The organism is Ectothiorhodospira shaposhnikovii, assembly GCF_047222355.1.
Lineage (GTDB): Bacteria > Pseudomonadota > Gammaproteobacteria > Ectothiorhodospirales > Ectothiorhodospiraceae > Ectothiorhodospira.
The window spans coordinates 1,189,831-1,212,686 of the sequence record NZ_CP178333.1; the positions used below are offsets into that span (position 1 = coordinate 1,189,831).

Consider the following 22,856-nt stretch of genomic DNA (forward strand, 5'->3'; position numbering starts at 1 on the left):
GGTGGTAGAACCTCATTCCGCAACAGCCTCCTCTCACGCCAACCCGGATGCCCCTCATGCCGTGGTCATCGGCAGCGGTTTCGGCGGCCTGGCCGCCGCCATCCGCCTGGGCGCCCGAGGCTACCGAGTGACCGTATTGGAAAAGCTGGATGCGCCGGGCGGGCGCGCCTATGTCTTCCGCAAGGACGGCTTCACCTTCGACGCCGGCCCCACCATCGTGACGGCCCCCTTCGTGCTTGAAGAACTCTGGCAGCTTTGTGGGCGGCGCATGGAAGACGACGTGGACCTGCGCCCCATGGATCCGTTCTATCAGATCCGCTTCCACGACGGCGAAGTCTTCAATTACTGGGCCGACGTGGAGGCCGTGCGCGCCGAGGTGGCCCGTTTCTCTCCCGACGATCTGAACGGCTACGATGCCTACATGCGCGACAGCGAGGCCAACTACCGGGTCGGCTTCGAGAAACTGGCCCATGTGCCCTTCAATTCCTGGACCGACATGGCCAAGGTGGTGCCGGAGCTGCTCAGGTTGCGGGCCGACCGCAGTGTCTGCGGATTGGTGGCCAAGCACATCAAGAATCCCCGTCTGCAGCAGGTGCTGAGCTTCCATCCCCTGCTGGTGGGCGGCAACCCCTTCAGGACCACATCGGCCTACACCTTGATTTCCTATCTGGAACGGCGTTTCGGCGTCCATTCCGCCATGGGTGGAACCGGCCATATCGTCAAGGGGCTGGTGGGCCTGATCGAAGGGCAGGGCAATGTGGTGCGCTGCAATCAGGAAGTGCGGCAGATCCTGGTGGAGAACGGTCGCGCCACGGGTGTACAGCTGGCCTCCGGCGAGACCATCGCCGCCGATGTGGTGGTGTCCAACGCCGATTCCGCCGCCACCTACCGTTATCTGGTGCCGGAAAGCGCCCGTCGCAAGTGGACCAATCGACGTATCGAGCGTTCCCGTTATTCCATGAGTCTGATGGTCTGGTACTTCGGTACCAAAAAGCGCTATGAGGATGTCCCGCACCATTCCATCATTCTGGGACCGCGCTATCGGGAGTTGTTGGATGACATCTTCGACCGCAAGGTCCTGGCGGAAGATTTCAGCCTGTATCTCCATCGTCCCACCAAGACCGATCCTTCCCTGGCCCCGGAGGGTTGCGACACCTTCTATGTGCTGTCGCCCGTTCCCCATATGGAAAGCGGTGTGGATTGGCAGCAGCAGGCCGAACCCTATCGCCGCAAGATCGAACAATACCTCTCGGAACACGTGCTGCCGGATCTGGAAAACCAGGTGGTGGCTTCTCACATGATCACTCCGCCTTATTTCCAGAACACCCTGTCTTCCTTCAGGGGGGCCGCCTTCGGACTGGAGCCCATCCTGACCCAGAGTGCCTGGTTCCGTCCTCACAATCAGAGTGAGGATGTGGACCGGCTCTACCTGGTCGGTGCCGGCACCCATCCCGGGGCCGGACTGCCGGGTGTGATCTCCTCGGCCAAGGTGCTGGACCGGGTGGTTCCGGATGCAGCGACTATCAAAGGTGCCTCATGATCAAGCTCAGATCCTCCGAAAAGCGCATGTCCCGGCGCGCCGCCGACGCGGCGGCCTGCCGGTCATTGCTGTGTGACGGCTCCCGGTCGTTCTATGCCGCTTCCATGTTCCTGCCCCAGCATATCCGTCGGCCGGCCACCGCCATGTATGCCTTCTGTCGCCTGGCGGATGACGCCATCGACCTGGACGAGCGGGGCGACGGCCTGGAGCGCATGCAGGCACGTCTGGATGCCATCTACGACGGCAAGCCCATGGACATTCCGGCGGATCGTGCCTTCACCGAGGTGGTGAGGCGCTATTCCATTCCCAAGGCGTTGCCCCAGGCCCTGCTGGAAGGGTTTGAGTGGGATACCCAGGGACACCGCTATCCCGATCTTGCCTCCCTGGAGGCCTACGGCTCCCGGGTGGCCGGCACCGTCGGCGCCATGATGACCCTGGTGATGGGGGTGCGCTCGCCCGACGCCCTGGCCCGGGCCTGTGATCTGGGGGTGGCCATGCAGCTCACCAACATTGCCCGCGACGTGGGCGAGGATGCCCGTAACGGCCGTATCTACCTGCCGCTGGACTGGTTGCGGGAGAAGGGGATCGACCCGGACGAATTTCTGGCCAATCCCCGCTTCACCCCGGAGATGGGAGAGATCGTGCAGCGATTGCTCAAGGCCGCGGATGTGCTCTACGAGCGGGGTGCCGTGGGGATTCATGCCCTGCCGCCATCCTGTCGCAAGGGCATGCAGGCCGCCGCCGCCCTCTATTCCGAAATCGGTCGGGAAGTGGAGCGTAACGGCTGTGATTCCATCTCCCGGCGCGCGGTGACATCTCCTGTCCGCAAGGTGCTGGCCCTGTACTCCATGTCTCGACGCTGGGGCAGGGATGATCTTCGCGTGATCAAAGAGATCCTGTCGGAAGATCCGCTGGAGGCCAATCGTTTTCTGGTGGATGCGGTGCGGGAGCAGGAAGTGCTCACCCAGGAGATCCGTCCCCAGGGCGTGGGTATGGGGCGGGTCGAAGACCGTATCATGTGGCTGCACAACTTGTTTCAGCGGCTTGAGCAGCAGGATCGCCGTTCGCGTACTACCCGTGTCTCCCGCACGGGACCGGGCGGCGGGACGCCGGTGGCCGGCTGAGTCTTGTGCCGCCCTCGGGCCGGGTTCCGTACCCGGCCCGATTCGTTTTCAGCCTCTGGCCCTGCGCGGCATCCGGAACGGCAGCATGAGCTGTACCACGGTGGTCTCGAAACGCTCCAGAGACAGGCTCTCATGAAATGCCAGCCCCGGCTCCCCTTCAATGCGGGTATCCAGCAATGAGCGCACGTAGAAGGGGGTATCCGTCAAGGTCTGTCGGACCGCGGCCCGGCCGTCATCCGCCCGGGTGGCCCGGTCGATCCGCCACCATGCGGAGGTCGGCAGCCCCTGGCGCCGTGGGGGTTCGACATCTCGTACCCCGCCCCGGGGATTGAAGCGCAGGGTCAGCATTCGCTCCTGGTCATCCTTCTGGGTCGCCTCGTAGAGCACCACGGTGTCCCCGTTGGGCATGACGGCCCGCGACCAGTCCCAGTACCGAAAACCGTGTTCCAGGGGTTCGGTCCCGATGTTGCTGTCCATGTAACCGTGGCCCTGCCAGCGTAGCCCCGGTTGTTGCAGATCCACTTCCACGCGTGCGCAGGGGGCGATGGGGCGCCAGTGATGGCGCTCCTGCTGGTCCAGGGTATAGCTTCTGGCCGCCAGCGCCTCGGGACGAAGCCTGATGGTGCCGCGGATGCGGGAGGGGAGGGGGGCGGTGACTTCGTTCAGATGCACCGTCAGGCCGTCCGGCCCCCATTCCAGGGCACTGGGTCCGATCACCAGGTTGTCCCGATCCCTTTGCAGGTCGCCACGGCCGCGCTCGGTCATGGCCCAGCGCCGGGGTGCATTGCCGTAGAGGGCGACGTTGATCGAGACATGGTGACTGGGGTCTGCCGTGCCGCGCCGACGGGCGAGGGCATAATAGGGTGAAAAGACGCTGCCGACGAAGGCGATCAGGGTGATGCCGTGGCGACCGTCATCACTCCAGGCATCCAGATACCACCACAGATAGCCGCCCGGGGTCACTGCCTCCGAGAAGTCAGGTCCTGTATCACGGTCCGTGCCGCCAGTCGTCCCGACAGGGTCGCCATGGGCACGCCCGCTCCTGGATGCACGCTGCCCCCCGCCAGGTACAGCCCCGGTATCCGGCTGCGGCTCTCCGGCCGGTCGAACGACGCTCGCCATCCATGGGTCGCCCGGCCGTAGAGTGCGCCCCCCGTCGCTGGGAACAGGTGCTCGAAGTCCGTCGGCGTGGTGATCGCGTGTGGCGATTCTTTCAGGTCGATCTGCAGACCACAGCGCGCCAGGAGCCTGAAGGTGCTCTCCTCGCATTGGGCAATCTCCGTGGGTTTGTAGTGATGTTGATCGCCGATTGGCGGAGCGTTGACCAGGCAGAGTAACCGCTCCGCGCCGGATTGTCCGTGACAATCATCATCCGTGCGATCCTGGGCGCAGATATAGACCGTGGGCTCTCCGGGCAGGCGATGATGTTCAAAGATATCCCGGAACTCTGCCTGGTAATCCCTGGAGAAGAACACATTGTGCCGGATCAGGGGGAACCCCCGAGGGGCGGCCTTCAGGCTCCAGGTCAGGGCTGACAGGGAGCGTTGTCCGGGCTCCGGCCCCTGCGTGGCGCCGGCCACGTCGAGGCCCAGGCGACCCCGTGCCAGGGCGCCCACATCCCCATTGAAGATCACCAGATCCGCATCCAGGGATTCGTTCTCGCCCAGGGTGACCCCGCGGACCCGTCCCGCCCGGATGTTGATGCGACTGACCCGGGCATTGAAAAGGAACTGTACGCCCTGGGCGGCGGCCAGTTTGCACAGTGCGTCGGGCAGGCGGGACATGCCGCCTTCCACGGTCCAGACCCCCTCCTGCTCCACGTGGGCGATGAGCATCAGGGTGGCGGGCGCCTGATAGGGAGAGGAGCCGCAGTAGGTGGAGTAACGACCAAATAGCTGGCGTAGCCTGGGGTCGTGAAAATGCTTGCCCAGAGCGCGCCAGAGGGTGTCATAGGGGGATATCCGGATCAGGTCGCCGATGCCTCTGAGGCCGGAGCGACTCACCAGGCCTGCGGGCGTGGGGCGGGAATCCCGGATGAAGGTATTTTCAAGGGTTCGGTAGGTTCGCTTGGCACGCTGGCAGAACTCCTTGAATCGCCGGGCTTCTCCGGGGCCGGAAAAAGTGCCGATGGCCGCGGCGGAGCGTTCCGGGTCGGCAAACAGATCCAGGCGCTCGGTCTCGCTCCAGGCATGGCGGGCCAGGATTTCAAGGGGTCTGAGACGAATGTGTTCGTCCAGACGGGTGCCTGCTGATTCGAACAGTTCATCAAACACCCAGCGCATGGTAAAGACGGTGGGTCCGGAGTCGATGGGGGCGCCGTCCACCACGACTTCGCGGATCTTGCCCCCGGGGGTGGCGGCTTTTTCCAGGACCAGAACCTCGATGCCCTGCCGATTGAGTTCCAGTGCCGCGGCCAGTCCGGCGATGCCGGCGCCAACGATGATTGCCTTGGGATTGCGCACCTGAGTTGTTGCCTCCTGCAAAGGCCTTTGACTCGGCCGGGGGTTGTGTCTATGCTGAGCACCAAGCATAAGTGACAACCTAACCTTACACTACGGGGCGGAGGCAAACCATGGATGCCATGACGCGAATTGAGCAGGCTTTGAACCAGGCGTTGGCCCGTGGGGAGACCCCGGCCTGTCCGCCGCTGCTCGCCGAGGCGTTGAGGTATTCGGTCTTCCCCGGCGGTGCCCGGATCCGTCCCCAGTTGTGCATCGCCGTGGCCCAAGCCTGCGGTGATGATGCGCCGGAGCTTGCCGACGCGGCGGCTGCTTCCATCGAACTCATGCACTGTGCCTCCTTGGTGCACGACGATCTGCCCTGTTTCGACAATGCCGACATGCGTCGCGGCAAGCCCTCGGTCCACGCGGCTTATGGCGAGCGTCTGGCGGTGCTGGCGGGGGATGCGCTGATCATCATGGCCATGGAGACGCTGGTACACAGCGCCACCCACCGCCCCGAGCGCCTGGCTCCCTTGCTGCTGACCGTGGGGCAGGGCGTCAGCGTGCCCTCCGGCATCATCCCTGGCCAGGCCTGGGAATGTGAACCGAATGTGGATCTGGCCCAGTACCAGCGGGCCAAGACCGGCGCCCTGTTCGCCGCCGCCACCATGGCTGGTGCCGTGGCCGCCGGTCATGAGCCCGCCGGCTGGCGGGCCCTGGGCGAGAAGCTGGGCGAGGCCTTCCAGGTGGCGGATGATCTGCGCGACGTGGCATCCAATCCGGAAGAACTGGGCAAGCCGGTGGGCCAGGACGAGGCCCTGGGTCGTCCCAACGCCGTGGCTACCCACGGTATCAAGGGCGCCACCAAGTACCTCAAGCAGTTGCTTGACGAGGCCATGGCCTCCATTCCCGCCTGCGCGGGGGAGGCGGAACTGCGTGTGCTGCTGATGAAGAAGGCCGCCAAGTTCCTGCCCAAGGAACTGGCCCAGCAGGCCGCCTGATCCGATCATGGCGCACCGGCCAGGGAGGCTGAAATCCTTTTCCCGGGACGCTCTCTGGCGGGGCCGTTTTCTGGCCCTGCGCAACCGTGTGCTGTCCAGTCCCCGGTTTCAGCGCTGGGCGGCCGCATTCCCGCTGACCCGTCCTGTTGCCCATCACCATGCCCGCCGGATGTTCGATATCGTGGCGGGCTTTGTCTATTCTCAGGTCCTGTACGCCTGTGTTCATCTGCGCATTCCCGAACTGTTGCATGAGTCGGGGCCGCTGACCATTGAAGAGCTGGCCGCCAAGGTCGATTTGCCGGAGGAGTCCTGCCTGCTGCTGGCAAAGGCGGCGGCTTCACTGGATCTGATGGAATACCATGGGCGGGGTCGCTGGGGCTTGGGACGCCAGGGGGCCGCCATGATCGCCAACCCCGGCGTGGCGGCCATGGTGGAACATCACGTCATGCTCTATGCCGACCTGCAGGATCCGGTAGCTCTCCTGAGAGCCGGCAAGAACGGTCAGACCCGGCTCGGTCGATTCTGGGCCTATGCCGGGCAGGAGCCGCCCAGTGGCCTGGACGGAGGGCGGGTTGACGAGTACACGCGACTGATGTCCGTCTCCCAGCAGCTGGTGGCCGAGGAGATTCTCGATGCCTTCACGCCCAGGGGCTATACCCGATTGATGGATCTTGGTGGCGGGAACGCCACCTTTCTCTCCGCGGTGGCCGCCAGGGTGCCGGATCTGGAGCTGGCGCTGTTCGACCTGCCGGCAGTGGCCGAGAAGGCCCGAGCCCGTTTTGCCGAATTGGGTCTGGCGCACCGGGCCACGGCCATCGGTGGTGATTTCTTTTCGGATCCGCTCCCCAGGGGGGCGGATCTGATATCCCTGGTGCGCGTGGTCCACGACCACAACGACGATCACATCCTCGGGCTGTTCCGTTCCATCCGGGAGGCGTTGCCGGATCATGGCGCATTGCTGCTGGCGGAGCCCATGTCCGGCACCTCGGGCGCGGAGCCCATAGGCGACGCCTATTTCGGCATGTATCTTTTCGCAATGGGGCGAGGGCGTCCCAGAACCCCCTCCGAGCTGGAAGAAATGCTTTTAAAATCAGGCTTTACCCGTATTCGCCTGATTCCCACCAGAACACCTTTATTGACACGTGTCATGTTGGCTCAACCCTGACCTGGGGTGAGTGTTAGTTTGGGTTGACAACATCCGGGGTCACGCTAGACTTACACGCATATCTCGTAGGGCCAAATCAGGCCCCAGGCCAAGATTCTTATGAAAGCGACAGCCGTCGTCATCCAACAACCTGAATCTCTTGAAATTCGCGAGCTGGAGCTGACTGCTCCCGGTGCGGGGGATGTGGTTGTGGCGATCGACTGGAGCGGGATCAGCACCGGCACCGAAAGGTTGCTCTGGACAGGCAAGATGCCCAGTTTTCCCGGTATGGGTTATCCCCTGGTGCCCGGCTACGAATCCGTGGGCCGGATCATTCAGGCGGGTCCCGAGTCCGGGCGTCGGGAAGGTGAGTGGGTCTTTGTTCCCGGGGCTTCCTGTTATGGTGAGGTGAAGGGGCTGTTCGGCGGTGCCTCGTCCCGCGTGGTGGTACCCGGCGGCAAGGTGGTTCCCATTCCCGATCGCCTGGGTGAAGAGGGGGTGCTGTTGGCGCTGGCCGCCACCGCCTATCACGCCATCTTCCAGGGGCAGGCCGTGGATGCTCTGACGCCTTCCCAGTTACCTGATCTCATCGTCGGTCATGGTGTTCTTGGTCGACTTCTGGCCCGTGTCGCCGTGGCGGCGGGCGCCTCCCCCGTGGTCTGGGAACTGAATGAATCCCGTGCCGCTGGCGCCGAGGGGTATACCGTCGTTCACCCTGAGCGGGATGAGCGGCGTGACTATCACACCATCATCGACGTCAGCGGCGACAGCGCCCTGCTGGATACCCTGATTGCCCGCCTGGCTCGGGGCGGCGAGGTGGTGCTCGCCGGTTTTTACAGCCAACCGCTTTCGTTTGCCTTCCCGCCCGCGTTCATGCGCGAAGCCCGGATCCGCTGTGCTGCCGAATGGCGCGCGCCCGATCTGGCGGCGGTGAAGGCGCTCATCGAATCAGGCCGACTGTCTCTGGGCGGCCTCATCACACACCGCCGCCCCGCAGCCGAGGCCGATGAGGCCTATCGGACGGCATTCGGTGATCCCGAGTGCCTGAAGATGGTGCTGGACTGGAGATCCAGCCGGTGAGCGGCGGTGGTCATACGACTTCCGTCTCCGTTGATGCGCTCAGGGAACAGATAAGTTCCCGGCCAGCGGCGGAAACGATCCTTCCTGAAGGGGATGAGCGCGTGCAAAGTAGTACAGCCAAAGAAACCCAGATCATCGCAATCTATGGCAAGGGTGGTATTGGCAAGAGCTTTACCCTGTCGAACCTGTCCTACATGATGGCCCAGCAGGGCAAGCGCGTCCTGCTTATCGGCTGCGATCCCAAGAGCGATACCACGTCTTTGCTGTTCGGCGGCAAGGCCTGTCCCACCATCATCGAAACGGCTGCCCGCAAGAAACTGGCGGGTGAAGAGGTGGAGATCGGTGATGTCTGCTTCAAGCGTGGCGGGGTGTTCGCCATGGAGTTGGGTGGTCCGGAAGTGGGGCGCGGCTGTGGTGGTCGCGGCATCATCCACGGTTTCGAAATCCTGGAAAAACTGGGTTTCCATGACTGGGGATTCGACTATGTGCTGCTGGACTTCCTGGGTGACGTGGTGTGCGGCGGGTTTGGTCTGCCCATCGCCCGCGACATGTGCCAGAAGGTCATCGTCGTGGGTTCCAATGACCTGCAATCCCTCTATGTGGTGAACAACGTCTGCTCCGCGGTGGAATATTTCCGTCGCCTGGGTGGCAACGTGGGCGTGGCGGGCATCGTCATCAACAAGGATGACGGTACCGGCGAGGCCCAGGCCTTTGCCCAGGCGGCCGGCATTCCCATCCTGGCTTCCATCCCCGCCAACGAAGACATCCGCAGAAAGAGTGCCAATTACCAGATCGTCGCCCATCCGGACGGCGAGTGGGGGCCGCTGTTCGAGGCCCTGGCGACCCAGGTGGCCGAGGCGCCGCCACAGCGTCCCAAGCCGCTGACCCAGGATGAACTGCTGGGCTTGTTCTCCAGCGATGAAGTGGGACGGGATGTGGTGCTTGAGCCGGCGACCTGGGAAGATGTCCATGGTCATGCCATGGTCAAGAAGCCGTCCCTTGAGGTGGTCTATGACGATGTCTGACCGACATCGCCACCTCATGGAGGCCAGTCACCCCGATGTCGGTCGTGCCGGTGGTGGTGCCGGGTCTCCGGATCAATCTCAAGATGCGACGCCTTCCGTGAAAATCAACAAGATTCCAGTGACCGTCGAAACGACGGCTGCCGCCGCCGGTTCCGGCTGCCATGGCGGCCGGGAAACCATGGCGGCGGCAGCGCGTGCCGCCGGTCAGAGCGAGACCCTGGACCAATACGCCAGGGATTATCCGGCGGGTCCCCATGACCAGCCGCAGAGCATGTGCCCGGCCTTCGGTTCGCTGCGCGTGGGTTTGCGCATGCGCCGCACCGCGACCATCCTGTCCGGCTCCGCCTGCTGTGTCTATGGCCTGAGCTTCACCTCTCATTTCTATGGCGCGCGGCGCACTATCGGGTATGTTCCCTTCGACTCCGAAACCCTGGTGACCGGCAAGCTGTTCGAGGATATCCGGGAATCCGTGTATCAAGTGGCCGATCCGGCGGTCAATGATGCGGTGGTCATCATCAATCTTTGTGTGCCCACCGCCTCCGGGGTGCCGCTGCGGCTGCTGCCCAAGGAAATCAATGGGGTGCGCATCATCGGGATTGATGTCCCGGGTTTCGGTGTCCCCACTCATGCCGAGGCCAAGGATGTCCTGGCCGGCGCCATGCTGCGCTATGCCCGTGGCGAAGCCGAGCAGGGTCCGGTGCAGGCACCTCGGGATGGGCGCAAGGACAAGCCGACGGTCACCCTGATGGGCGAGATGTTCCCGGCCGATCCGGTGGGCATCGGCGCCATGCTGGAACCCCTGGGTCTTGCCGCGGGTCCCGTGGTGCCCACTCGGGAGTGGCGTGAACTGTATGCCGCGCTGGACTGTGCCGTGGGTGCCGCCATTCACCCCTTCTATACCTCTTGCGTGCGCGAGCTGAATGAAGCCGGTCGTGAAGTGGTTGGCTCGGCCCCCGTGGGCTATGACGGCACGGCCGCCTGGCTGGAGGCCATCGGCGAAGCTTGCGGCGTGGCCAGGAGTGCCGTTGACACTGCCAAGAACCGCTTCCTGCCTGCCATCAAGGGTGCGCTGTCCGGTGCCCCGATCAAGGGTCGCATCACCCTGTCGGGTTATGAAGGCTCCGAGTTGTTGGTGGCGCGACTGCTGATTGAAAGCGGCGCGGATGTCCCTTATGTCGGCACCGCCTGCCCCAGGACCCGCTGGTCCGATGCAGACCGCGAATGGCTGGAGAGCAAGGGTGTCCGGGTACAGTTCCGTGCCTCACTGGAACAGGATCTGGCTGCCATCGAAGAATTTGGTCCCAACCTGGCCATCGGTACGACGCCGGTGGTGCAAAAGGCGAAAGAGAAGGGTATTCCTGCCTTGTACTTCACCAACCTCATTTCCGCCCGTCCCCTGATGGGGCCCGCGGGTGCGGGTTCCCTGGCGCAGGTGGTCAATGCCGCCCTCTCCAATCAGGCTCGATTTGATCGCATGAAGGCCTTCTTCGAGGGTGTGGGTGAAGGCCATGCCACGGGTGTCTGGGAAGAGGTTCCACGGGATTATCCTGAATTTCGTGAGCGCATGAAACGTCAGCGGCAGCGTGTCGCCGGGCAGAGCGGTCCGGGGGAGGTGCGCTGATGTTCGTCCTGGATCTGGATCGCGCGGGTGGTTACTGGGGGTCGGTCTACGCCTTTACCGCCGTCAAGGGGCTGCAGGTCATCATCGACGGCCCCGTGGGCTGTGAAAACCTGCCGGTGACTTCGGTGCTTCACTACACCGATGCCCTACCGCCCCATGAGTTGCCGGTGGTGGTGACCGGGCTGGGTGAGGAAGAGCTGGGGCAAACGGGAACCGAGGCCGCCATGAAGCGTGCCCATCAGACCCTGGACCCGGATCTGCCCACGGTGGTGGTGACCGGCTCCATTGCCGAGATGATCGGTGGTGGCGTGACCCCGGAAGGCACAAATATTCAGCGGTTTCTTCCGCGGACTATTGACGAGGATCAGTGGCAGAGCGCGGATAGGGCCCTAAACTGGTTGTGGACTGAATTTGGAAGCAAGAAGGTGCCTGCCCCGAAGGCACGCAAGGCCGGAGAAAGACCGAAGGTCAATATCATCGGCCCCATGTACGGTACCTTCAACATGCCGTCCGATCTGGCGGAGATCCGCCGCTTGGTGGAGGGCATTGGTGCCGAGGTCAATATGGTGTTTCCCTTGGGGAGTCATCTGGCCGAGGTGCCCAGACTGGCGGATGCGGAAGTCAACATCTGCATGTACCGGGAATTCGGCAGACTGCTGTGCGAGACCCTGGATCGGCCTTATCTGCAGGCGCCCATCGGTCTACATAGCACCACCTTGTTCCTGAGAAAACTGGGTGAACTGCTCGGGTTGGATCCGGAGCCGTTCATCGAGAAGGAAAAACATACGACGGCCAAGCCACTATGGGATCTGTGGCGGTCGGTGACACAGGATTTCTTCGGCACGGCGACCTTCGGGATCGTGGCGACCGAAACCTACGCCAGGGGTGTCAGACACTTCCTGGAAGAAGAGATGGGAATGCCTTGCAATTTTGCCTTCGCGCGCAGCGCCGGGGCAAAACCCGATAATCAGTCGGTGCGCAAGGCCATTCATGAAAAGACGCCGCTAGTGCTGTTCGGCAGCTATAACGAACGCATGTATCTGGCGGAGATCGGGGGGAGGGCGATGTACGTACCAGCCTCCTTCCCAGGGGCGATCATACGGCGCCATACCGGTACCCCCTTCATGGGCTACGCCGGGGCGACGTATCTGGTCCAGGAGGTGTGCAACTCGCTGTTCGATGCGCTGTTCCACATCCTGCCCCTGGGTACGGAACTGGACAAGGTGGATGCAACGCCGTCGCGCCTGCACCGGGAACTGCCCTGGGATGATGAAGCCAAGGCCGTGCTGGACAGACTGGTCGAGGCATATCCGGTACTGGTCCGGATCTCCGCCGCCAAGCGCCTCAGGGATGCCATCGAGGCAGCTGCAAGGCGAGAAGGCGAGGAAAGGATCAGCGTGGACAGGGTCAACAGGACCCACGCGGATGTGGCGGCGGGCAGGGCGGCCTGAACAGACGACAGCCAGGGCAGGGTGAACGAACTCTGCCTTGGCGCAGAATGGATTGAAGCAGTAAACGCACATCGGAAGGATTCGATGTCGCGCAGGACAACGGATTCGCGGTTTTCTGGACGTCGCCGCCTTTGCATGCAGTACCGCGAGGCGATGTCGTCCTGACCTCCCGAAGTCAGGGAGGTTATGGGTCGATCGTGAAAGCGCTGTGACATGCAACTGACAGGTTCATGTCTTCAGTCATCACCCGTTGACCGGGTCTTTAAACGGTATGACAGGTGACACGGTCGTGAGTTTCGTTGTGGAGGCAATTTTTTCCATGACGGTCGTGATCGCGTTGAGTCAACGCGGTATTTGCCAATAAGGCTCATTTGGAGGGTATTTAAATGGTTGACGAAACGAAAGGTTCGCTCTCTGGGCTCACCGAAGACGAGGCCATGGAGTTTCACGGTGTCTTCATGACCAGCATGATGGGCTTCCTGGCCGTTGCTGCCGTTGCTCACGTTCTGGCCTGGATGTGGCGTCCCTGGGGCGTGGCTTGGTAAGACCTTGCACCATTCTGGTGTATTGGTCAGTACCAGGTCTTTCGAGCCAAAGTTTTAAAAGTAGTTCCCTAAAAACATAGGAGATTTCAACATGTGGCGTGTTTGGCTGCTGTTCGATCCGCGCAGAGCGCTGGTTGCCCTGTTCACGTTCCTGGCCGTGCTTGCACTGCTGATCCACTTCATCCTGTTGAGCACCGAACGCTTCAACTGGATGCACTCTGCGTCGGCTGTCGAAGCGACTCTGCAGGCTCAGGAAGGCGGTTCAGCACTGTCCTGATAGCGTCTGTAGCCGCAGGTGTTGGGCGGGTGTCGGCAGTCATGCCGGCTCCGCCCGGCATCCAAGGCCCTTCGCTAACAAGCGTGTTGAGAGTATAGGGCTAGGGCCGGAATCTCCGGCCTATGCCTTACTGACCGGAGGTTCTAGGAATGTCCATGCTGAGCTTTGAGAAAAGATACCGCGTACGCGGGGGGACGTTGATCGGAGGCGACCTATTTGACTTCTGGGTCGGGCCTTTCTACGTCGGATTTTTTGGGGTCCTAACGGCGTTTTTCGCGCTGTTGGGTACACTCCTGATCGTCTGGGGTGCGGCTATGGGCCCAACCTGGAACATCTGGCAGATCAGCATCAATCCCCCCGACCTGAGTTACGGCCTTGGCTTTGCACCCCTGACCGAGGGTGGGCTTTGGCAGATGATCACGATCTGTGCCTTGGGCGCATTCGTTTCCTGGGCGCTGCGCCAGGCTGAAATTGCCCGCAAACTGGGTATGGGTCTGCATATTCCGATCGCCTTCTCCGTGGCGGTCTTTGCCTATTTCACGCTGGTTGTCATTCGTCCGGTGCTGCTGGGTGCCTGGGGTCATGGTTTCCCCTACGGCATCATGAGTCACCTGGACTGGGTGTCCAACACCGGTTATCAGTTCCTGCACTTCCACTACAACCCGGCCCACATGCTGGCCATCGCCTTCTTCTTCACGACGGCTCTGGCCCTGTCATTGCACGGTGGTCTCATCCTGTCCGCAACCAACCCCAAGAAGGGTGAACCGGTCAAGACGCCTGAATACGAAGATACCTTCTTCCGTGACGTCGTCGGCTATTCCATCGGTGCCCTCGGCATCCACCGCCTGGGTCTGTTCCTTGCCCTTAGCGCCGCCTTCTGGAGTGCCGTCTGTATCGTCATCAGCGGTCCCTTCTGGACGCAGAGCTGGCCGGAATGGTGGAACTGGTGGCTTGACCTTCCTATCTGGGCTTAATGTAAGGGGACCACAATGGCCGAATACCAGAACATATTTAACCGGGTGCAGGTCCAGGCAGAGCCTGAGGCTGGCGTACCCCTGCCGAATGGTGATCGCGAACGCATCGGGAAACCGCTGCTGTTCTATTGGGCCGGTAAACTAGGTAACGCCCAGATCGGGCCGATCTACCTGGGCTGGACCGGATTGGCATCCATCCTGTTTGGTTTGATGGCAATCCTGATCATCGGTTTCAACTTCTTGGCCCAGGTCAACTGGGACGTCATCCAGTTCTTCCGTCAGCTGTTCTGGCTGGGACTGGAGCCGCCTCAGGCTCAGTACGGCCTGGGTATTCCTCCGCTGGCCGAGGGCGGTTGGTGGTTGATGGCAGGTTTCTTCCTGACCACTTCCATCCTGCTGTGGTGGGTGCGGATGTATCGTCGTGCGCGTGCGCTGAACATGGGTACCCATGTGGCGTGGGCCTTTGCCGCGGCAATCTTCCTGTATCTGAGCCTTGGCTTCTTCCGTCCGATCCTGATGGGTGACTGGTCCGAAGCAGTGCCGTTCGGTATCTTCCCGCATCTTGACTGGACCACGGCATTCTCTCTGAAGTACGGCAACCTGTACTACAACCCGTTCCACATGCTCTGCATTGCCTTCCTGTATGGTTCTGCTGTTCTGTTTGCCATGCATGGTGCAACGGTGCTGGCTGTGGGTCGTTATGGCGGTGAGCGCGAACTTGAGCAGATCACCGACCGTGGTACCGCTTCCGACAGAGCAATGCTGTTCTGGCGCTGGACCATGGGCTTCAACGCCACCATGGAATCCATCCATCGCTGGGGCTGGTGGTTCGCGGTTCTCGTACCGATCACCGGCGGCATTGGCATTCTGCTCACTGGCACGGTAGTCGACAATTGGTATCTGTGGGCGATCGATCACGGCGTGGCGCCGTCCTATCCGATCGTACATCCGAACGTCGAAGATCCGGCCATGCTTCAAGGGATGTCTCAATGAAAACGATGACGCGTAAAACGACGACAGTGGCGGCCCTTGCCGGTGCCGCACTCCTGATGACCGGCTGCGAACTGCCGATCGGGATCGAAACCGAACAGACCGGTTATCGCGGTCTGGGTATGGAGCAGGTAACCAAGCGCCATCTGGAAGCCATGAAGCGTAGCGGCATGGAAATTCCGGAGCCTGAGCGTCCCGCGGCTGCCGCCGGTCCCCGTGCCGGTGACATCTACGAGAACGTGAAGGTGCTGGGTGACCTGAACATCTCCGAGTTCAACCGTCTGATGAACGCCATCACCGCATGGGTGGCACCGGAGGAAGGTTGTAACTACTGCCATACGCCGGGCAACTTCGCCGACGAAAATGTCTACACGAAGATTGTCTCCCGGCGCATGCTGGAGATGACCTACACCATCAACCAGGAATGGACCGCCCACGTGGGTGAGACCGGTGTGACCTGCTACACCTGTCACATGGGCAATCCGGTGCCGGAAAATATCTGGTATGAGGACCCGGGCTTCAAGCAGGCCGGTGGCTTTGCCGCCAGCCGTATGGGTCAGAACCTGGCCGGTACCAACGTGGCTTCCGCCTCGCTGCCGAATGATGTCTTCACGCCCTTCCTGCAGGGTGATGAGCCGAAGAACATTCGCGTGACGCCGCGGACCTCGTTGCCGATGGGTGACAATCCGTACAACCTGGTGGACGCCGAGTGGGTGCATGGTCTCATGATCCACTTCTCGGTGGCCCTGGGTGCCAACTGCACCACCTGCCACAACACGAACAACTTCCCGGAATGGCAGACCAGCCCTCCGCAGCGTGTGACGGCATGGCACGGCATCGAGATGGTTCGGGCACTGAACAATCAGTACCTGAATCCGCTGCAGCCCGAGTATCCGGATTACCGTCTGGGTCCCACGGGTGACGCGCCCAAGACCAACTGCGCCACCTGCCACAACGGTCTGCAGTTGCCGCTGGATCGTGCACAGATGCTGAAGGATTATCCGGAACTGAACCGGGTGAACCACCGCGGCGCTCAGCCCGCGGCTACCACCAGCGCTGCTGCTGAAACTGCCGGTGACGCAGATGCGGAGGCTGTCGAAGGGTAATTCTTCGTACCTCTCGGCTGAATGACCCGGATGGAACCGGGTGAACAGGGGACCTTCGGGTCCCCTGTTTCGTTTGCGCGGAAATGGGTGCAAGGCGTCATGGCTTTGTGTATGTTGCTAGCGGCTTGAAGCGGTTTTCCGCTCTGGTAGCCTTGACGCTTGGTGGCCCATGGGCCTTGAGAGGAACAGCAGTGGTCGGAAATCGAGGGTTCGGGATTGATGGCTTCACCACCTGGCATTGGCTGCTGGGTGCCGCTGCAATGGTGATCGTGCTGGGGGGGCTCAAGACGGTCAGCCATATTCTTACCCCGTTTTTGATGGCGGCTTTCCTGGCCATCATCTGCGCCCCTCCCCTGACCTGGATGCAGCGTCGTGGTGTGCCGGGGGCGCTGGCGGTCCTTATCCTGTTCTCCGTCGTGGGCTTTACCTTCTTTCTGTTGTTTCTGGCGCTCAGGGATGCGGCGGAAAGCCTTGCCGTGCAGGCCCCGCTATACCAGACACGCCTGACAGGCTGGCTGGAGCATCTGCGAGCGATGGCTGAAGCCCGCGGCCTGCCGGAGGATCTGCTACCGGAAAAACCGGCCTTGCCTGCTACCGCAACCATCACCAATGCAGCCAGGGCCATCGCCGGGGGAGTGGGGCAATTCACGGCCAGTACCTTTCTGGTGCTGCTGGCCTTCATGTTCCTGCTGATGGAAGAGCGGGTTCTGGCGGCCAAGCTCAATGCGGCCTTCCCGGGGCGTCGGCGTGCCAGGGTGAGAATGCGGCGCTTTTTGCGCTCGGTCTATCATTACCTTGCCATCAAGACCGGTGCCAGTGTGGCTACCGGTCTGCTGGTGGGTATCGGGCTGAGCCTCATCGGTGTCGACTTCGCCATTCTCTGGGGAATCCTGGCGGGACTGCTCAATTTCATCCCGACCATAGGCTCGATCATTGCCGCGGCCCCGGCGGTGCTGATTGCCCTGCTGGGCATGGGGATGACGGAGGCGGTGCTGGTTCTGATCCTCTATGTGGTGGTCAACGTGGGCATCGGCAGCATACTCGAACCCAAGTTCATGGGGCGTACCCTGGGTCTGTCACCACTGGTGGTGCTGGTATCCTTGTTGGTCTGGGGATGGGTATTCGGGCCGGTGGGCATGTTGTTATCCATTCCCCTGACCATGATTGCCAAGCTGGCATTGGAGTCCAAGCCGGACACGCGCTGGATTGGTATCCTCATGAGTGATCGGCCCAGAGGGAGCTAGCCACGTCCGTGGCCGGCTCGGGACATGCTTTTCAGGAGATCCGGATTTGATTCCCTTGATACTTTCAGGCGGTGCGGGTACGCGGCTCTGGCCCATGTCGCGCCAGCTTTTTCCCAAGCAGTTTCTGCCCTTGGCTGAACCGCAAAGAACCCTGCTGCAGGCGACCCTGGAGCGTTTGCCCCAGGGGGATGATCTGGGCCGGCCGGTGGTGGTCTGCAACGAGGATCACCGCTTTCTGGTCGCCGAACAACTGCGCGCCATGGGGGTGCAACCGGCACGGATCATTCTGGAGCCCATGGGACGCAACACGGCACCGGCGGTGGCGCTGGCCGCGTTGGAACAGGTGCAGGACGGTGCGGACCCTGTGTTGCTGGTGATGCCGGCGGATCATGTGATCGCGGATGTGGAAGCCTTTCGCCGTGCGTTGTCGACGGCCCGTGTGAGGGCGGAAACCGGCGATCTGGTCACCTTCGGCATTGTCCCCACCGAGCCCCATACCGGCTATGGCTATATCCGTGCCGGTATCGGGACGGAAGAGGAGGGGGCCTTGCCGGTGCTGGAATTCGTGGAAAAACCGGATCAGCAGACGGCGGAAGGTTATCTTGCCGGCGGCGACTATTTCTGGAACAGCGGCATGTTCGTATTCCGGGCCTCGGTGTTTTTGCAGGAACTGGAGACTCACGCACCGGACATTCTTGTCGCCTGCCGCAAGGCACTGGAATCCGCCCGGGCGGACATGGACTTCCTGCGGGTTGACCGGGACGCCTTTGCCGCCTGCCGCGGCGATTCCATCGACTATGCGGTGATGGAAAAGACCGGGCGGGCCGTGGTGGTGCCGCTGCGGGCCGGCTGGAGTGACGTGGGTTCCTGGGCCTCCCTGTGGGCGGTGGGGGAGAGGGATGCCGACGGCAATCTGGCCCAGGGAGACGTCATCACCGTGGGTGCCAGGAATTGCTATGTCCACGGCAATCAGCGTCTGGTGGCCGCCGTGGGCGTGGAAGACCTGGTGATCGTGGAAACGGCGGACGCAGTGTTGGTGATGCACAAGGACCGCGATCAGGAAGTCAAGGAAGTGGTGGCGCGGCTCAAGTCCCGTGGTCGTGAAGAGGCGGATATTCACCGCTGCGTGGCTCGGCCCTGGGGCACCTATGAGCGCATTGATGCCTCGGATCGTTTTCAGGTCAAGCGCATCACGGTCAAGCCGGGACAGACCCTGTCGCTGCAGATGCATTATCACCGGGCCGAGCACTGGATCGTGGTGCGGGGCACGGCGCGGATCACCCGGGGGGAGGAGGTGTTCGTGCTCACGGAGAACCAGTCCACCTTCATCCCCCTGGGTGTCACCCATCGCCTGGAGAACCCGGGCAGGATTCCCCTGGAGCTGATCGAGGTGCAGTCGGGAAGCTACCTGGGGGAGGATGACATCGTCCGCTTCCAGGACACCTACGGTCGCAGTTGAGTCGGCGAGGGCGCCGCCTCAGGCGGCATCCTGCTTCGGGTTCAGTGCGTTCACCAGTCTCAGCACCGCCTGCACCCGCTGTTCCAGGGTTTCCATCGGCTCGAAGAACCTGAGCTTGTCGGGGCCGTCGAGCCGATAACCTTGGGGATTGGACTGGATCAGGCGGATGACGTCGGCGGGATCCACGGCCGGGTCCGGATGAAAGAGCACTCGTCCGCCCTGGGGACCCAGTTCCAGCTTGCGCACCCCCAGCGGCTGCAGTTTGAGCTTGAGCCGGGTGGCCTCCACCAGGTTTTTTGCCTGGGGCGGGAACAGCCCGAAGCGGTCGATCATTTCCACTTCCATTTCCCGTAGCTGTGCCTCGTCCCGGCAGCTGGCCAACCGCTTGTAGAGGATCAGGCGGCCGTGGACATCCGGCACGTAATCGTCCGGCAGCAGGGCCGGCAGACCCAGGTCCACCTCGGTGGTGTCGCCGGTCGAGGTTTCCAGGTCCGGGACCTTGCCTTCCTTGAGGGCCTTCACCGCCCGTTCCAGCAGTTCGTTGTAGAGGGTGAAGCCGATTTCCTGGATCTGGCCGCTCTGTTCATCACCCAGCAGTTCCCCCGCTCCCCGGATTTCCAGGTCATGGCTGGCCAGGGTGAAGCCCACGCCCAGGTCTTCCAGGGATTCGATGGCTTCCAGGCGCTTGACGGCATCCGGTGTCATGCCGGAGGGGTGGGGTGTGATGAGATAGGCATAGGCCCGGTGGTGACTGCGCCCGACACGGCCCCTGAGCTGGTGCAGCTGGGACAGCCCCAGCTTGTCCGCACGGTCCATGATGATGGTGTTGGCCGTGGGCACGTCGATGCCGGTCTCGATGATGGTGGTACACACCAGGATGTTATAGCGCCGGTGGTAGAAGTCGAGCATCACCTGTTCCAGTTCCTTCTCCCGCATCTGTCCATGGGCGATGCCGATGCTGGCGGAAGGGAGCAGTTCCGCCAGTTCGCGGGCGGCCTTGTCAATGGTGTCCACCTGATTGTGCAGGTAGTAGACCTGACCGCCGCGCCGGATCTCGCGCAGGCAGGCCTCCTGGATCAGGGCATCGTTGCGCTGGCTGACGAAGGTCTTGATGGCCAGTCGTTCTTCCGGCGGGGTGGCGATGATGGACAGATCCCTGAGTCCCGACAGGGCCATATTGAGGGTGCGTGGGATGGGGGTGGCGGTGAGTGTGAGCATGTCCACCTCGGCCCGCAGGGCCTTGAGCCGCTCCTTGTGTCGCACCCCGAAACGCTGTTCCTCGTCGATGATCACCAGCCCCAGGTTCTTGAACTTGAGATTGCCTTGGATCAGCTTGTGGGTGCCGATGACGATATCCACGCGCCCGTCTTCCAGGCCTTCCATCACCGCTTGCTGCTGTTTCTGGGAACGGAACCGGGACATGGACTCGATGCGGATGGGCCAGTCGGCGAAACGGTCGCGGAAATTCTGGTCGTGCTGCTGGGCCAGTAGGGTGGTGGGTACCAGCACCGCCACCTGCTTGCCGTCCTGGACCGCAACGAAGGCGGCACGCATGGCCACCTCGGTCTTGCCGAAGCCCACGTCACCGCAGACCACCCGGTCCATGGGGCGCTCGGACGCCATGTCCGCCAGCACGGCCTCGATGGCGGACAACTGGTCCGGGGTTTCCTCGAACGGGAAGGCGGCGGCAAAGGCCGCGTACTCATCGCCATGGGGCTGGTAGGCGTGCCCCTTGCGGGCGGCCCGCCGGGCATAGATGTCCAATAGTTCCGCCGCCACGTCCCGGGCCTTTTCCGCCGCCTTGCGGCGGGCTTTGGCCCAGGTATCCGTACCCAGCTTGTGCAGCGGGGCATGCTCCGGATCGGAACCGGTGTAACGGCTGATCAGGTGCAGGGAGGAGACGGGTACATACAGCTTGTCACCGCCGGCATATTCCAGGGTGAGAAACTCGGTTTCCTGGCCGCCGACGGTGAGTTTCTGCAGGCCCAGATAACGGCCCACGCCGTTGTCCTCATGGACCACGGGTGCGCCGGGGTGCAGGTCCGTCAGATTGCGGATGACCGCATCCGCGTCCCGGGTGGGGCGATGACGGCGCCGTTCCTGGCGGACCCGCCGGCCGAACAGGCTGGATTCGGTCAGGATGGCCAGACCGGACTGGGGCAGATACAGGCCGTCATCCAGCGGCGCCACGGTCATGCACAGGGGCTGCTCCGCGGCAAGGAAGGCCTGCCAGGAATCCACCGGGGTGGGCAGAATGCCGAAGGGGCGCAGGGTGTCCAGCAGCACTTCCCGTCGTCCGGCGGATTCGGCGGTGAACAGGACGCGTCCGCTAAAACCCTCCAGAAACCGTTGCAGGCCCTGGGCGGGCTCGTTCTGGCGGGGATGAATCCGCAGGTCGGGCAGGGCTGCGGTTTCCATGTTGCACAGGCCCGCGCCGGTATCGGGCAGTGCCATGGCCTGGATCTGCAGATGCCGGCCCCGTGCCCATTGCCGGGACAGGGTTTCCGGGTCCAGGAACAGGCTGTCGGGGGGGAGCAGGGGGCGTTCCCGGTCATGGCGACGTTGCTCATGGCGATGGGCCACCTGATCGGCAAAGCCCCGGGCCGCCGTGTCCGTGTCGCCTGCCTGGATGAACAGGGTATTGTCGGGCAGGTAGTCGAACAGGGTCTCGGTGTGGTCGAAGAACAGGGGCAGGTAGTATTCGATCCCCGCCGGGGCGGCCCCCTGGCTGACCTCCCGATAGATCAGGCTGGCCTGGGGGTCGCCTTCAATGAGGGTGCGATAGCGTTGGCGAAAACCCTTGATGCCGGCTTCGTTGAGAGGGAACTCATGGGCGGGCAAGAGACGCACCTGCATGACCGTGTCCCGGGAGCGCTGGGTTTCCGGGTCGAAGGTGCGGATGGACTCGATCTCGTCATCCATCAGGTCGATGCGATAAGGCACCTCGCTGCCCATGGGAAACACGTCCAGCAGGGCACCCCGGACCGTATATTCACCATGCTCCATCACTTGGTTCACATGCCGGTAACCCGCCTCTTCAAAGCCGCTTCGGAGCTGATCCCGGTCGATGCGTTCTCCCTGGGACAGGAGCAGACACTGGGACTGCAACCAAGCCTTGGGTGCCAGCCGCTGCATCAGGGTGGTCACCGGGATGATCAGGGCGCCGTGCCGGAGGGAGGGCAACCGGAACAGGGTTTCCAGGCGCCGGGAGACGATGTCCTCATGGGGAGAAAAGACATCGTAGGGCAGGGTTTCCCAGTCCGGGAGGGCGAGGATGTCCCGGGTGTCGCCCAGGAAAAAGCCCAGTTCCAGCTCCAGGCGCTCGGCAGTCTGGGTATCGGGAGTGACCACGACACTCAGGCCCCGGTGCCGTTCCAGGGCGGCGGCCACGGCCAAGCCCAGGGCGGCGCCATACAGCTGCCCCCAGTGGGCACTTTGGTTTTCATGGGGCAGGGCGGGGGGATTGAGGGGGGTGAAGGTCTTTGACTGATCCATCCTGACTGCGGCCCGGCGGCTTCATTGACGAGCGCAGATTATACCCGGATGGGCAGGGGGGTGTCGGCAGGCGGGGAAGAACTGCCCCGCCAATGGCGGGGCAGTGACGGCTCAGGAGGATTCCTTGTCGTCGGTTCTGATGTTGAGCAGGGTGTAGGCAGGGCACCAGCTCATGAGGGCGCTGGCCAGCGGGATCAGACCCAGCCAGCCCCAGGGGGTCTGAGGGCCGACAAAGACGAGGGCAATCAGCCCCAGGCCGACCACGATGCGGATCATGCGATCAGTGGAACCCATATTCTTCAGTTCTTCCAGATTCATGCGGTGTGCTCCTCGGGTTGG

General features: G+C 62.7%; 19 protein-coding genes. 15 read left to right on the top strand and 4 right to left on the bottom strand.

Translation table 11 applies throughout. The annotated features are described in order from the left end of the window. The first annotated feature begins 1 nt into the window (after position 1). Both ACLF6L_RS05430 and ACLF6L_RS05435 read left to right on the top strand, forming a co-directional pair. A complete protein-coding gene (locus tag ACLF6L_RS05430) occupies positions 2-1,540 on the top strand; it encodes a phytoene desaturase (protein ID WP_238616549.1) in 1,539 nt (512 codons plus the stop codon). Further along, positions 1,537-2,664 (top strand): phytoene/squalene synthase family protein, encoded by a 1,128-nt coding sequence (locus ACLF6L_RS05435; RefSeq protein ID WP_238616550.1) that lies wholly within the window; start codon positions 1,537-1,539, stop codon positions 2,662-2,664. Before ACLF6L_RS05430 ends, ACLF6L_RS05435 begins: the two co-directional genes overlap by 4 nt. A gap of 48 nt (positions 2,665-2,712) precedes the next feature. Here the strand turns inward: ACLF6L_RS05435 and ACLF6L_RS05440 are convergent, their stop codons facing one another. Both ACLF6L_RS05440 and crtD read right to left on the bottom strand, forming a co-directional pair. Then, on the bottom strand, positions 2,713-3,627 hold the full coding sequence (locus ACLF6L_RS05440; protein WP_412852531.1) for a carotenoid 1,2-hydratase: 915 nt from the start codon (positions 3,625-3,627) through the stop codon (positions 2,713-2,715). Then, positions 3,624-5,126, bottom strand: coding sequence for a 1-hydroxycarotenoid 3,4-desaturase CrtD (crtD, locus tag ACLF6L_RS05445; RefSeq protein ID WP_238616552.1), 1,503 nt, complete (start codon positions 5,124-5,126; stop codon positions 3,624-3,626). Before crtD ends, ACLF6L_RS05440 begins: the two co-directional genes overlap by 4 nt. A 110-nt stretch (positions 5,127-5,236) precedes the next feature. On the opposite strand from crtD, the gene ACLF6L_RS05450 reads away from it, so the two are divergent. The 13 genes from ACLF6L_RS05450 to ACLF6L_RS05510 all read left to right on the top strand — a co-directional run bounded on the left by ACLF6L_RS05450 (position 5,237) and on the right by ACLF6L_RS05510 (position 19,022). Next, on the top strand, positions 5,237-6,106 hold the full coding sequence (locus ACLF6L_RS05450; protein ID WP_238616553.1) for a polyprenyl synthetase family protein: 870 nt from the start codon (positions 5,237-5,239) through the stop codon (positions 6,104-6,106). A 7-nt stretch (positions 6,107-6,113) separates the two neighbouring features. Further along, the gene (locus ACLF6L_RS05455; RefSeq protein ID WP_238616554.1) at positions 6,114-7,271 is read left to right on the top strand and encodes an acetylserotonin O-methyltransferase; all 1,158 of its coding nucleotides are present in this window, start codon (positions 6,114-6,116) and stop codon (positions 7,269-7,271) included. A 99-nt stretch (positions 7,272-7,370) separates the two neighbouring features. Then, positions 7,371-8,330: a chlorophyll synthesis pathway protein BchC gene (gene bchC, locus ACLF6L_RS05460; protein WP_412852532.1), complete on the top strand. Its 960-nt coding sequence runs from the start codon at positions 7,371-7,373 to the stop codon at positions 8,328-8,330. A gap of 101 nt (positions 8,331-8,431) precedes the next feature. Further along, on the top strand, positions 8,432-9,355 hold the full coding sequence (locus ACLF6L_RS05465) for a chlorophyllide a reductase iron protein subunit X (RefSeq protein WP_238616556.1): 924 nt from the start codon (positions 8,432-8,434) through the stop codon (positions 9,353-9,355). A 178-nt stretch (positions 9,356-9,533) separates the two neighbouring features. Further along, positions 9,534-10,976: a chlorophyllide a reductase subunit Y gene (bchY, locus tag ACLF6L_RS05470; protein WP_238616774.1), complete on the top strand. Its 1,443-nt coding sequence runs from the start codon at positions 9,534-9,536 to the stop codon at positions 10,974-10,976. Continuing rightward, positions 10,976-12,427 (top strand): chlorophyllide a reductase subunit Z, encoded by a 1,452-nt coding sequence (bchZ, locus tag ACLF6L_RS05475; protein ID WP_238616557.1) that lies wholly within the window; start codon positions 10,976-10,978, stop codon positions 12,425-12,427. Before bchY ends, bchZ begins: the two co-directional genes overlap by 1 nt. 386 nt (positions 12,428-12,813) lie before the next feature. Continuing rightward, positions 12,814-12,972, top strand: a complete 159-nt coding sequence (gene pufB / locus ACLF6L_RS05480) for a light-harvesting antenna LH1, beta subunit (RefSeq protein WP_008932826.1) — start codon at positions 12,814-12,816, stop codon at positions 12,970-12,972. 91 nt (positions 12,973-13,063) lie between these two features. Next, on the top strand, positions 13,064-13,249 hold the full coding sequence (gene pufA, locus ACLF6L_RS05485) for a light-harvesting antenna LH1, alpha subunit (RefSeq protein WP_008932825.1): 186 nt from the start codon (positions 13,064-13,066) through the stop codon (positions 13,247-13,249). A 149-nt stretch (positions 13,250-13,398) separates the two neighbouring features. After that, entirely contained in the window at positions 13,399-14,223 is an 825-nt protein-coding gene (pufL, locus tag ACLF6L_RS05490) for a photosynthetic reaction center subunit L (RefSeq protein WP_238616558.1), read from the top strand. Between the two features lie 15 nt (positions 14,224-14,238). Continuing rightward, positions 14,239-15,216, top strand: a complete 978-nt coding sequence (gene pufM / locus ACLF6L_RS05495) for a photosynthetic reaction center subunit M (RefSeq protein ID WP_238616559.1) — start codon at positions 14,239-14,241, stop codon at positions 15,214-15,216. A gap of 5 nt (positions 15,217-15,221) precedes the next feature. Then, the gene (pufC, locus tag ACLF6L_RS05500; RefSeq protein WP_238616560.1) at positions 15,222-16,319 is read left to right on the top strand and encodes a photosynthetic reaction center cytochrome PufC; all 1,098 of its coding nucleotides are present in this window, start codon (positions 15,222-15,224) and stop codon (positions 16,317-16,319) included. A 191-nt stretch (positions 16,320-16,510) separates the two neighbouring features. Beyond that, positions 16,511-17,563 (top strand): AI-2E family transporter, encoded by a 1,053-nt coding sequence (locus ACLF6L_RS05505; protein ID WP_238616561.1) that lies wholly within the window; start codon positions 16,511-16,513, stop codon positions 17,561-17,563. A 94-nt stretch (positions 17,564-17,657) separates the two neighbouring features. Continuing rightward, positions 17,658-19,022: a mannose-1-phosphate guanylyltransferase/mannose-6-phosphate isomerase gene (locus ACLF6L_RS05510; protein WP_238616562.1), complete on the top strand. Its 1,365-nt coding sequence runs from the start codon at positions 17,658-17,660 to the stop codon at positions 19,020-19,022. A gap of 18 nt (positions 19,023-19,040) precedes the next feature. Here ACLF6L_RS05510 and mfd read toward each other — a convergent pair whose 3' ends face one another. Together mfd and ACLF6L_RS05520 are read right to left on the bottom strand one after the other, a co-directional pair. Continuing rightward, a complete protein-coding gene (gene mfd / locus ACLF6L_RS05515; RefSeq protein WP_412852533.1) occupies positions 19,041-22,517 on the bottom strand; it encodes a transcription-repair coupling factor in 3,477 nt (1,158 codons plus the stop codon). A gap of 111 nt (positions 22,518-22,628) precedes the next feature. Then, positions 22,629-22,835 (bottom strand): DUF2892 domain-containing protein, encoded by a 207-nt coding sequence (locus tag ACLF6L_RS05520; RefSeq protein ID WP_238616564.1) that lies wholly within the window; start codon positions 22,833-22,835, stop codon positions 22,629-22,631. Positions 22,836-22,856: the final 21 nt, after the last annotated feature.

Bases quoted from the DNA above. Each gene is read 5' to 3' on its own strand.
- bchZ (WP_238616557.1), top strand. From the start codon at position 10,976: ATGTTCGTCCTGGATCTGGATCGCGCGGGTGGTTACTGGGGGTCGGTC.
- bchC (WP_412852532.1), top strand. From the start codon at position 7,371: ATGAAAGCGACAGCCGTCGTCATCCAACAACCTGAATCTCTTGAAATT.
- pufL (WP_238616558.1), top strand. From the start codon at position 13,399: ATGTCCATGCTGAGCTTTGAGAAAAGATACCGCGTACGCGGGGGGACG.
- ACLF6L_RS05510 (WP_238616562.1), top strand. From the start codon at position 17,658: ATGTCGCGCCAGCTTTTTCCCAAGCAGTTTCTGCCCTTGGCTGAACCG.
- ACLF6L_RS05520 (WP_238616564.1), bottom strand. From the start codon at position 22,835: ATGAATCTGGAAGAACTGAAGAATATGGGTTCCACTGATCGCATGATC.
- bchY (WP_238616774.1), top strand. From the start codon at position 9,534: ATGGCGGCGGCAGCGCGTGCCGCCGGTCAGAGCGAGACCCTGGACCAA.
- pufB (WP_008932826.1), top strand. From the start codon at position 12,814: ATGGTTGACGAAACGAAAGGTTCGCTCTCTGGGCTCACCGAAGACGAG.
- ACLF6L_RS05455 (WP_238616554.1), top strand. From the start codon at position 6,114: ATGGCGCACCGGCCAGGGAGGCTGAAATCCTTTTCCCGGGACGCTCTC.
- pufA (WP_008932825.1), top strand. From the start codon at position 13,064: ATGTGGCGTGTTTGGCTGCTGTTCGATCCGCGCAGAGCGCTGGTTGCC.
- pufC (WP_238616560.1), top strand. From the start codon at position 15,222: ATGACGCGTAAAACGACGACAGTGGCGGCCCTTGCCGGTGCCGCACTC.
- mfd (WP_412852533.1), bottom strand. From the start codon at position 22,517: ATGGATCAGTCAAAGACCTTCACCCCCCTCAATCCCCCCGCCCTGCCC.
- pufM (WP_238616559.1), top strand. From the start codon at position 14,239: ATGGCCGAATACCAGAACATATTTAACCGGGTGCAGGTCCAGGCAGAG.
- ACLF6L_RS05435 (WP_238616550.1), top strand. From the start codon at position 1,537: ATGATCAAGCTCAGATCCTCCGAAAAGCGCATGTCCCGGCGCGCCGCC.
- ACLF6L_RS05450 (WP_238616553.1), top strand. From the start codon at position 5,237: ATGGATGCCATGACGCGAATTGAGCAGGCTTTGAACCAGGCGTTGGCC.